Source organism: Luteimonas sp. 3794 (genome assembly GCF_031456825.1).
Classification (GTDB): domain Bacteria; phylum Pseudomonadota; class Gammaproteobacteria; order Xanthomonadales; family Xanthomonadaceae; genus Luteimonas.
Genome location: NZ_JAVDVJ010000006.1, coordinates 61,388 through 72,457, shown reverse-complemented (window position 1 = coordinate 72,457; position 11,070 = coordinate 61,388). Strand labels below are relative to the sequence as shown.

The 11,070-nt window shown below is 70.6% G+C and carries 8 protein-coding genes; all 8 read right to left on the bottom strand.

Annotation, left to right across the window (positions count from 1 at the left end):
* Positions 1 to 5: 5 nt before the first annotated feature.
* Positions 6 to 1,052, bottom strand: a complete 1,047-nt coding sequence (locus J2X52_RS10435; protein WP_310152631.1) for an efflux RND transporter periplasmic adaptor subunit — start codon at positions 1,050 to 1,052, stop codon at positions 6 to 8.
* A 104-nt stretch (positions 1,053 to 1,156) separates the two neighbouring features.
* Entirely contained in the window at positions 1,157 to 2,944 is a 1,788-nt protein-coding gene (locus tag J2X52_RS10430; protein WP_310152629.1) for a carboxypeptidase regulatory-like domain-containing protein, read from the bottom strand.
* Positions 2,941 to 5,190 (bottom strand): hypothetical protein, encoded by a 2,250-nt coding sequence (locus J2X52_RS10425; protein WP_310152626.1) that lies wholly within the window; start codon positions 5,188 to 5,190, stop codon positions 2,941 to 2,943. Before J2X52_RS10425 ends, J2X52_RS10430 begins: the two co-directional genes overlap by 4 nt.
* Entirely contained in the window at positions 5,187 to 6,338 is a 1,152-nt protein-coding gene (locus J2X52_RS10420) for a BatA domain-containing protein (protein WP_310152623.1), read from the bottom strand. The genes J2X52_RS10425 and J2X52_RS10420 overlap by 4 nt, the downstream gene beginning before the upstream one ends.
* Entirely contained in the window at positions 6,335 to 7,261 is a 927-nt protein-coding gene (locus J2X52_RS10415; protein ID WP_310152621.1) for a DUF58 domain-containing protein, read from the bottom strand. The genes J2X52_RS10420 and J2X52_RS10415 overlap by 4 nt, the downstream gene beginning before the upstream one ends.
* A gap of 8 nt (positions 7,262 to 7,269) precedes the next feature.
* On the bottom strand, positions 7,270 to 8,271 hold the full coding sequence (locus tag J2X52_RS10410; protein ID WP_310152618.1) for a MoxR family ATPase: 1,002 nt from the start codon (positions 8,269 to 8,271) through the stop codon (positions 7,270 to 7,272).
* 94 nt (positions 8,272 to 8,365) lie between these two features.
* Complete coding sequence (locus tag J2X52_RS10405; RefSeq protein WP_310152615.1) at positions 8,366 to 9,064, bottom strand: DUF4159 domain-containing protein; 699 nt, start codon at positions 9,062 to 9,064, stop codon at positions 8,366 to 8,368.
* A gap of 669 nt (positions 9,065 to 9,733) precedes the next feature.
* Complete coding sequence (locus tag J2X52_RS10400) at positions 9,734 to 11,068, bottom strand: TldD/PmbA family protein (RefSeq protein ID WP_310152611.1); 1,335 nt, start codon at positions 11,066 to 11,068, stop codon at positions 9,734 to 9,736.
* Positions 11,069 to 11,070: the final 2 nt, after the last annotated feature.

Sequence of the window (11,070 nt, the reverse complement as noted above, 5' to 3'; positions counted from 1 at the left end):
CCGCGTCAGCGCCGAGTGCGCGGTTCGACGACCTGGCCGGCCTGGAGCAGGCGCGCGCCGGCGACGACCACCTGCGCCGATGGCGGCAGCTCCCCTTCGATACGCGCATGCGTGCCCTCGATCGCGTGCACGCGCACCGGCACCGGCTGCGCCGCGCCGTCGTCGTCGACGGTCCACACCACCGCCTGCCCATCGGGCGTACTCAGCACGGCACTGGCCGGTACCCGGTGCTGGCCCGCCGCGAGCGTCGATGGCGCGGGATCATCGATCGCGACCTGCACCGCCATGCCCGGCAGCACATTGACGCCCGGCGGCGGCGTGCCGCGCAGCGCGAGGCGATAGGCGCGCGACTGCGCGTCGGGCGCGGTGGCGTGTTCGCGGTACACGAGCGTCATCGGCTGCAGATCATCCAGCGCGAGCACACGGCCACGGGCGACGAGTTCGGGGCCGAACGGCAATCGCGCGGCGTCGCGTTCGGGAATATCGACGATGACCTCGATGAGGTCGGCGTCCTGCATCCGCACCACCGGCTCGCCGGCCGGCACCACGACGCCGGTCGCCGCCAGCCGGCGGACGACGACGCCCTCGTAGGGCGCCCGCAGACGGGTAAAGCCGACCTGTCGCGCAGCCGCATCGCGGTTTGCGCGGGCGCTCGCCAGTTGCGCCTCGGCCTGTTCGACCGCGGCCGGGGCGAGGATGCCTTCGTCGCGCAGGCCGCGGCGACGGGTGACATCCGCCTCCAGGGTACGCAGCGCTACTTCAGCCTCGCGCAGTTGCAGGCGATAGTCGGTGTCGTCGAGTTCGGCCAGCACCTGGCCACGTTCGACGCGCTCGCCGTCGCTGACCAGGAAGCGGGTGATGCGGCCGTCGGCCTGGAATGCGAGCTCGGTGCCTTCGGCGGCTTCGACGCGCCCGGGGTAGCGCAATGCGCGCGCGTCGGATGCGCTTTCGATCGGCTGGACGATGACCGGCCGTGGCGGCGACTGCGCCTCGGGTTCTTCGCTGCAGGCGGCGAGCAGGAGACTCAGGGACAGCAGGACGCGGACTCGCAAGGGACATGATCCGGAGACGGGCCGAGGACCGGCGGGCCGCACAGGGTGACCCACTCCCTATTCACGGTGTCGTGAACAGAGGCGTGAAATGCCGCCGCAGAATGCTAGACACCGGCAGCCTGCGGCCCGCGTCCGCGCCGCGTGCGATGCAGCGCCCACAGCATCGCGGTGACCAGCAGCCACGCGAGGAACCAGACGATCGGCCGGATCGCCGGCGGCGCAGGCGCGCGCGTCTCAGCGCCATCGCGCGCCAGCTGCCGGGTCGCGCCCTGCAGGGCAGTCATCCGCAGGCCGGGCGCTTCCTCGGCGCCGCGCACGAACAGCGCGCCGCCATCCTCGATACGGTGCCAGCCCGATACACGTGGCCACAGGCCGGCGCAGCCGTTCGCCGCCGGATCAGGCAGCGGCGCGATCGCCTGGCCGTCAGGCGTCAGGACGCGCGTGCCCGCGTCCAGCCCACACAGCGCGACACGTTCGCCGACCCGCGCCTCGCCGCGGAATCCGGCCACGTCCGCTGCGCCCGGACGCGCCAGCGTGCCGGCCCACGTACTCCACAGCTCGCTGTGCAGATCGGCGCGGCCGGCCAGTGGCAGTTGCCAGCTGTCGGCCAGCGTGACGATGCCCAGGCGCCCCTGCCCCAGCGCCTGCCAGCGCATCATGTCGCCCGCCCCCGGTCCCGCCGACGGCAGGCCGCCCGTCAGCGGCAGATAGCCCAGCGACGGCGGCGCTTCGCCGGCCAGCTGCGGATCGAAGGGCGCATCGTCGCTGCCCGGCCCGGACCAGGCGCGCAGACGGGCGAGATCATCGGGGCCGGCGTCGACGCGCCACTCGCGCCCGCGCCCGGTCTCGACCGCGAGGCCCGCGCTGCGCAGCCAGCCACGCAGCGCATTCGATGGCGACTCGGGCGCATGCACCAGCATGCCGAGCCCGTCGCGCACGGCGGCCAGCAGCGCAGCGCGTGCGCTCGCGCCGAGGCCCTCCCAGGCGCGGGCCTCGAGCAGCACCAGATCCTGTTCGGCCAGGCTCGCTGCATCGAGCGCCGGCGCATCGCCTGCCGTCGCCCCACCACCGAAGGCGATGCGCCAGCGCAGCGTGCTGCCGGCATCCTCGGACCAGCGGCGCAGTGCGCGGACATCCGGGTTGGGTGCGCCCGCGAGCAGCAGCACACGGACGGGCGCGGCCTCGTCGACGACGACCGGCACCGTCACGCGGCTAAAGGCGCTGTCGTCCACGTCCTGGATCGCGACTTCAAACAGCGTGGCGCCGGCGCCGCGCGCAGTGCCCGTGAGCTGGAAGCGGCCCGCGTCGTCGACCGCGCCGGTATCGACGATGCGGCCGGCCGGGTCGAACAAGGCCACCTGAGCCTCCTCGAAACCTGTCACGCGACCGCGGACGGTGAAGCGTGCACCCGGCGCGATCTGTGCCGGTGGCTGGAGTTCGGCGAGCCCGGGCGGCAGCGCCGCCGGCACGAAGACCAGTGCGCGACCGCCGACCGCGTCGCGGTCGCGCGGCTGCAGGCCGGCGCCGATGACGACCAGGGCACGGACGTCCGGATGCCGGCGCAAGGCCGTCGCGAGGTCCGGCATCCGCGTCGCGCCGAGCGGCACCCGATCAGCTTCCGGCAGTGCGATCACCTGCTGCGATACCGGCACCGGCAGCCCGTCCGCATCGGCGGTCAGCACCACCAGGGTGTCGGGCCCAGCGGACATGGGCGGCAGCAGCATCCGGTAGAGCAGAAGTGCCGAAGCCGCGGTCAGCACGGCCAGCGCGAGGGTGCGCCATGCGGCCGGCCGCTGACCACGCGGCGCGCGCAGGTGCGCGGCCGCCAGCCGGGCGATCGACAGCAGCGCCGCCGCGACCAGCACGGCGCCGAGCCCGTGTTCGGGCGTCATGGCGCGTCCTCCTGCAGGGCGTCGAGATAGCGCGCGCCGATCGGGTCGATCGCAAGTCGCCGGGCCGGCGCAGCCAGCGGCCGCTGCAAGACCCGCCACAACTGGCCGCGCAGCGCCTGCCGACAAGCACCGCAGGCAGGATCGCGTTGCAGGGCGTCGACCGCGGACAGCAACGCCAGCGGATCGTCGACCTGGCGCGGATGATCCTGCGCCCAGGCGACCAGTGCGGCGAGATCGGCCGTGTCGTTCCAGGCCAGTGCGCTCCAGGCGACAGCAGGCACATCGGTATCGCCTGCCTCGGCCGCGGACGCAAGACGCGGTGCGATGCCTGCGCGCTCGCCGCCGAGGCGCCGGCTGAAATCGACCGGTGGCAGGCGGCTGCCGACCCGCGCCAGATAGATACGGTCGGCCTGCTGCACCTGCTTGATCAGCTCAAGCGCGCGGTTCGCATACGGCAGCGCCGCGCGCGGTGCGTGCTGGCGCAGTTGCAGTTCCGACTGCCACATCTCGCCCAGCGCCGCGCGCAGCACCTCACGGGTCGCGGGGTCGAGCAGCGTCGCGGCCTCGGGCAGATCGTGGGTATGACCGAAGGTCGAGAGCACATCCTCGGCGCGACCGAAGGTGGTGGCGTCCTGCGGGCCGTGATCGTGGTCATGGTCGTGATGCGCGCCGGGTGCGTGATCGGGGTCGTGGCCCGGCGCGTCGTGATCGTGGTCATCATGGTTTTCGCCGTCTGCATGACCCGCAGCCGGGACATCCGACTGGCCGAAATCGTCGATCGGCAACGGCTTGCGCGGCGGTGGCGACGGCTCGGCGTCCGCGGTCGGCGGTGGCCGCGCGCCGCCTTCCGATTCCTCGCCGAGGAACTGGCCGTAGCGCAGACGCAGGATGCGCTGGTCGACGCCGAGCGCGTCCGAGCGCGCCTCGAAAGCCGACGGCTCGATGCGCGAACGCTCGGCCAGCAGCGCTTCGGCATCGATGATGATCTGCCGCTGGCTGCGGAAATACGCCGGCAACACGTCGCGGGCCAGGCCTTCGAGGCCATCCGCATCGACCGGCGCCGGCGGTGGCCAGCGCAGGATCAGGCTGGCGCTGCGCGCGGTCTGCGGCGTCGGCGCGCGGGTGTCGCGCACCTCAAGCTGGGCGACGAGATCGCCGCCCTCCTCGATGCCGAGCGCGACCGGATCAAGCGTCGTCGCGAACGTCGTCAGCCGCGCGTCGCCGCGCCCGCGCAAGGTCAGCACACGGTCCTCGAAGGTGATGCCCTCGCCGCTGCCGCGGGTGACGGTGATGCGCAGCCGCGCATCGGCGGCGACGCCGTGGTCGTCGCTGGCCTCGAAGACCAGCGGCCAGCTGCGCTGGCCGCGCGCGTAGGTCGACAGGGTCGCCTCCGGCGTGCGCACACGGATCTCCGGTGGTCGATCGGGCACGGCGTCCAGCCGCCACGGCTGGGCGCGCGCAAGCACGCGGTCGGTGTCGCCATCGACGGCGATGCGGTACAGCCAAGACTGTTCCAGGGGCAGCGTGGCCACCCAGGCCTCGTCCTCGCGCACGAACGCGATCTCGCGGCCATCGTGCAACTGCAAGGCAAGCTCGCGCGGCTGCGGCGCGAAGCGCAGGGTCCAGCGCAGGGTCGCACCGGCCGGCGCCTGCGCATCGAGTTCGGCCTGCGTGCGTGGCGCCTGGCCGGTATAAGCCGGCGCGGTGATCTCCAGTGTCTGCGACTGCAGTACGGGCGTCGCGTCGACGGCGGCGCCGGATGCGCGCGTCGTCGCCGACGCCGCCGTGCGCGGCGCGGATTCCGGCCACCACAACGCCGCGGCGACGAGCAGCGCACCGCCGACCCATGCAGCCGCAAGTGCACGCGCCGGCCAGGGCGTCGGCGCCGGCATCGACGGATCGGCCTGGATGCGCGCCTGCAGGCGTTCGCGCTGCAACTGCTGCAATGGCGGCAACGTCGTAGGCGGCGCGAACAGCAGCGCTGCGCTGTCGTCCATGTCCACGCGTCCTGCATCCAGCGCGCGCGCCAGCCAGCTGTGATCGAAGCCGCGCGCGCGGCGCATGGCGATGAGCACTGCGCATCCACACGCGAGCACAGCGAGGGCGACCGCCGGCGCCAGTCCCGCGATCCGCCACGCAAGCAGCGCGAGGCCGGCGGCAAGCGGCGTGGCGAGCAACAGGACGATGGCGCGTGCTCGCGTTCGCACGCGCACGACGTGCTGCTGCAGCTGTGCGGTCACGTTCATGCCGCGCGATTCCGTCGCGGCGATGCCGCCATCCAGCGCTCCAGCGCGAACACCAGCGCAACCAGCAATGCCCACCACGGTCGCAGATCGCGTGGTGTCGGCGGATAGGCAGCGACGCCCGTCGTCGGCTTGAAGGCCTCTGCGGTAATGCGTCCGGGCGCAGGCGACGGCCGGACCAGCGCGCGCAGTCGTGACGGAAACTCGGGATCCAGCACGGCGGGCAGATGCGCCGGATCGAGCGCCCGGGTCAGGCGGATGCAGGTCGCGGCAGCGCAGGCGGCACGTTCCGCCAGTACCTCGCCATCCGCGTCGCGCCAGATGGGCTGCCACTCCGCATTCGGATCGCGCGCGGCGGCAGGGCCGAGCAGCAGCACGCCGCCGGCTACGTGCTGCTGCAGGTCGGCGTCGGGTGCACCCTCGTGCCACCAGGCCACAAGCGCGTCGGCGCGCGGCGTCGCCTCTGGTCCGACGACCGCAAACGCATCCGCATCGTCGGGTCGCCACGCGCGTGCGACGGCGCGCAGGACGCGCAGCGCGGGATCGTCCGCCTCGATGCCCAGTACGTCGATCCGCGGCGCTGGCGCCGGACCGGACGCGGCATCCTCGACACGCGACGGCGCGATCCGCCAGTCGACCGCACGCGACAGCGCCACCGGCCCGCCATCGGCACCATCGATCACCTCGGGCGCGATCACGGCCAGCGTGGTGCCCATCGGCAGCGTCATGTCGAGTTCGCGCAGCAGGCTGGAGACGCTTGCCGTGCCGAGCGCGGGTGCACTGGGCCCATCGATCGTCGGAAAGCCGGGCGCGAGCCAACGCGGCGGCGCCTCGTCCCCCGCAACCACCGTAATCGCATCGTCGACGACGCCAGGCACAACGACGGTCCAGCGGGCCGGCGCCGTCGCCCCGTGCAGGACCGGCCAGGCCAGCCACAGCGCGACCAAGGCAAGCAGCAACAGCCGCACCAGCAGCAGCGGCCAGTCGTCGAAGCGCAGGCGTCGGCGCGGCCTGGGTTTCTCGCGCAACCAGCGCAGCGCAGCGAACGGCGTGGGCCGGGTCGCATCGCGCCGCGCCAGATGCAGCAGCAGCGGCAACAGCCAGGCAGCGAGCGCCGCGAGCGCGACGGGGGCAAGCAGGCCGAAACTCATCGTGCGCGGTCGCCGAACAGTTGCTGCAGCGCCTGCCCCGGCGACTGGTCGATCACATGCGTCGCATGGCGGATACCGGCAGCCGCAAACCTCGCTGACAACGTGCGCTGCGCCGCTGCCAAGCGCGCGAGGTAATCGGCGCGCAGCGCGGGACCATCACCGAGCAGGGACTCGCCGGCTTCGGGTTCGACGAAGCGACGGCCGTCGGCGAACGGGAAATCGCGCTCGTCCGCCGTCAGCACCTGCAGGGCGACGACCTCGCGGCCTGCATGCGCCAGACGCACCAGCTGGGCGACCGCCGCCTCGTCGAAACAGTCACCAAGCGCGATGACCAGATCGCCGCGTGCAATACGCCCCCAGGCCGGCGCGAGCACTTCCGCTTTCGGCCATTCGCCGATGGCCGTGGCAGTCGCCAGCGCATGACGCAGGCGGTCGCGCTGACGCGGTCCGCTGCCGGGCGTCACCAGTGACAGCCCGGCGCCGCCACACAGCACCAGTCCGCAGGCGTCGCCCTGGCGCTGGGCGATTTCGAACACGCAGACCGCGAGCTGCCGCGCCGCATCGAAGCGGGAGAACTGCGGCCTGGACTCATCGGCCTGCGCCATCGAGGCGGTGGTATCGAGTAACAGCCAGGCGAGCACGGGGCTCTCGCGCTCGGCCTCGCGGACGAAGAAGCGGTCGCTGCGTGCGTAGAGCTTCCAGTCGATCTGCCGCGGTTCGTCGCCGGACTCGTAAGCGCGGTACTGCGCGAACTCCTGGCCGCTGCCGCGGTTGCGGCTGGCGTGATGCCCCAGCCCCTGGCGGCCGAGCGCGCGGCGCGGACGTAGCCGCAGCGTCGCGAGCAGGCCGCGCAGCGCAGGCGTCAAGGCATCGGCGGAGGCGTCGCCCGTCGCCGGCACCGCAGCGGAGATTTCGGCGGCCATCGGGTCGATCAGCGCTCCGGTGCAGGCAGCGCGCGCAGCAGGCCGGCGATCACCGCGTCGGCATCGATCTGCGCGGCTTCAGCCGCGAACGACAGCACCAGACGATGGCGCAGCACCGGCGCCAGCAACGCCGCAACATCCTCGCGCGTCGCCGCGAGCCGGCCCTGCAGCAGCGCACGCGCCTTCGCCGCGAGCACCAGCGACTGCCCGGCGCGCGGACCCGCGCCCCAGCGCACGTACTCGCGCACCACTTCCGGCGCGCCCTCGCCCGGCCGCGTCGCACGCACCAGCGCGGTGATCCACGCCAGCAGGTCCTCGCTGACGTGTACCTGACGCACCAGCGCCTGCAGCGCGAGCACCGCCTCGGCGCCCATCACCCGCGGGACCTCGGCTTCGGCCGTGCCGGTGGTGCGCGCGAGAATCGCCTGCTCCTCGTCGGCATCGGGATAGCCGAGCGCGACGTGCAGCAGGAAGCGATCGAGCTGCGCTTCGGGCAGGGGATAGGTGCCGGCCTGTTCGATCGGGTTCTGCGTCGCCAGCACGAAGAACGGCTTCGGCAACGCGCGGGTCACGCCGGCATGGCTGACGGTGTGCTCGGCCATCGCCTCCAGCAAGGCGGCCTGGGTTTTGGGCGGTGTTCGGTTGAGTTCGTCGGCGAGCAGCAACTGGGTGAATACCGGCCCTTCCTGGAAGCGGAAGTGGCGCTTACCGGTGCCGTGATCTTCCTCGAGCAGTTCGGTGCCGAGCAGATCGCTCGGCATCAGGTCGGGCGTGAACTGCACGCGCCGGAAGCCGAGATCGAGCGCCTGCCCCAGCGTGCGCACCAGCAAGGTCTTGCCGAGGCCCGGCACGCCTTCGAGCAACACGTGACCGCCCGCGAGCAGCGCGACCAGCAGTTGTTCGACGACATCGGCCTGGCCGACGACCGCGCGCCCGATTGCAGCGCGCAATGCGTCCAGTTCGGCGAGGCGGGATTGCAGGTCGGCTTCGGTGGGGGCGGTGTGGATCATGCAGAAGTTCCTGTAGGAGCGCGCTCGCGCGCGATCAGGCTGTCCCGGTAGAGCACCATCGCGCGCGAGCGCGCGCCTACGGGCAGGCTGGTGGTCATGCGCTCAACGCATACATGACGATGTTGACCGCGAACTTCGTATTGTCCTCGGCCAGAAAGCGCTTGTTGCGCCAGTCGTAGTCCCATTCGCAGCCGTAATCCTTGTTGCTGTAGAGCACGGCCAGGCGCCCATCGATCGTGATGCCCTTGAGGTAGTCGTGCACCAGATCGTCGCCCCAGCCGTTGAGCTCGAAGCTCGTTGCGGGCGGGCCATCGGGGAACTGGAAGAAACTGCGGTAGAGCGCATGATTGTTCGGCAGCTTCCGCAACGCAGAAGCGCCGAAAATCGCGGCCATCTGCGCCTCGAACGATTTGGCGAACAGTCCGTCGATGTCGTGGTTGCAGTCATCGACGAACACGAACCCGCCACCGCGCACGTAGCGCTCGAAATTACGCCGCTCAGCGGGACTGAACTCGACCAGCTTGTGGCCGGCGAGATAGCAGAATGGCGATGCCAGCATCTTGGGATCCGACAGCGCGATGACCCGCTCCTCCGGATCGACCCGCAGGCTGGTGTAGTCGATCAGCGACGTGATGACGTTCGACGGCATCCGCTGGTCCACATCCCAGTTGCCTGATTCGTAGCGCAGCCGCGTGAACCAGAAATCGTAGCGGGCCGACTGGGCTGCGACACGAGGCAGCGCGAGCGTCGCGGCGCTGGCGAGCAGCAATTGCAGGGATTGGCGGCGGTTCATTGCGCGCACGTCTCTGCAATTGCGCAATACCGCCCGTACGGCGCGCACCCAGCGAGGCTTCGGCTCTGGCTCTGGCTCTGGCTCTGGCTTTGCAATAAATGGTCAATGCAGAGCGCAGACCCGGAGGGCGCCGCACATGGACGTGCGGCGTTTTTCGACCGAGCCAGGGATGGCGAGTCGAAAAATCCCGAAACGAGTGACTCGCCGAGTGAGCTTCGTCGGGGCTGGCCCTTTTCTTTAGTTCCGTTTCTTTTGGGCCAGCAAAAGAAATGAACCCGCTCGCCGCAAGGCGAGTGGAAGCGTTTGACGTTGCTTCTCTTGCCGAAGTCGAACGCGCAGGCGTAGATCAAACGCTTTCGTCCGCTGAAGCGGCCGAGTTCATTTCTTTTGGTAAGCGCCAACGCACGCAGTGCGAACGGCGAAGCCGGCCCCGAAGGGGCGAGCATCGAAGATGCGAGTAAAAGAAACGGAACCAAAGAAAAGCGCTTCCCCGACAAGTCCGCAGCCCGCGGCGTCGCGTGCACCGGGATTTTCCGACTCGGCATCCTGCCTCGGTCGGAAAACGCCGCCCATCCATGGGCGACGCCCTTCGGGTCTGCAGACGATCGTGAAGCCGTCACGGCGAGCAGAGGCTCACCGCGACGCGTGGATAACCGCGAACCGAATGCCTCAGACCGCATCCGACAACGACGTGAACGTGAAATCCCTGAGCCGCATCGGCGGCAACATCATCACCATCGACGACTCGTCGCCGCCCACGCGCACCGGACGGCCCAGCTCGTCGATGTTGTTGAGCATGATCACCGGCGACTCGTTGAAGCGGAAATTCTTGACCGGGTGCTTGATCTCGCCGTTCTCGATGTAGAACGTGCCGTCGCGGGTCAAGCCGGTCAGCAGCACGGTCTGCGGATCGACCATGCGGATGTACCAGGTGCGCGTGACCAGGATGCCGCGATCGGTGCCGCGGATCAGATCGGCGGTCGTGCCCTCGCCGCCCGACATCAGCAGGTTGCCCGGGCGACCGACCGCGCGCTTGCCCTGCTGCTGCGCCCAGAAGCGCGAGTAGTCGAGGTTGGCGATCTTGCCGTTCTCGATGATCGGCATCTTCTCGCGCGGCAGACCCTCGCCGTCCCACGGCATCACCGCCGCTTCCGGGTGCCACGGGTCGGCGACGATGTTCACGCGCGGGTCGTAGACCTGCTCGCCGAGCTTGTTGCCGCCGCCGCGCTTGGACAGGAAGCTGCGACCTTCGTCGGCAGTGCGCGCGTCGAAGAACCGCATCATGAAACTGATCAGGCCCGCGGCAGCCGCCGGCTCCAGGATCACCGTGTACTTGCCCGGCTCCAGCGCCTTGGCCTCGGCCGAATCGCTGGCCTTGCGCATCGCCACGCGCACGTCGCGCTCGGCATTGAACGCGCTGGCATCCTTGAGGTTGCGCCCCACCCAGCCCGAGCCGCGGCCGTCTTCGGTGCGCACGGTGCAGGTGTAGTTGAAGTTCGTCGCCTGCTGGTAACCGAAGTTGCCGTTGCTGTTGGCGAAGGCGACGAAGTTCTTGCCGTCGTCGAGGAAGCCCGCCGCGATGAGGTTCTCGGCGCGGCACGGGGTGATCGAACCGGCCGCGACCTGGGCGCGGAATTCCGGCGTGATCGCCGCCGTCGATTCGCTGAAGGTCGGGCTGGGTCGGTACTCCTGCTTGCCGATCGCCGGCAGAAATTCGGGGTTCTCCGGCGCAAGACGCGCGAGGTCCTCGGCGCGCTTGACCACGCTGCGCAGCGCGGCCTCGTCGAAGGCATTGATGCTGGCGGTGCCGACGCGTTTGCCGAACGCGACCTGCACCGCGAGTTCGGCATTGCTTACGATGCCGCTGGTCGACACGTTGTTGAGCGCGAAGCGGATGTTGCCGTCGACGGAGCCGGCCAGCGTGGCCGTGCATTCGTCGGCGGTGGACAGGGCGACGGTCTTTTCGAGGATCTCGCGCGCCTGGGCTTCGGTGAAGATGGTCATGT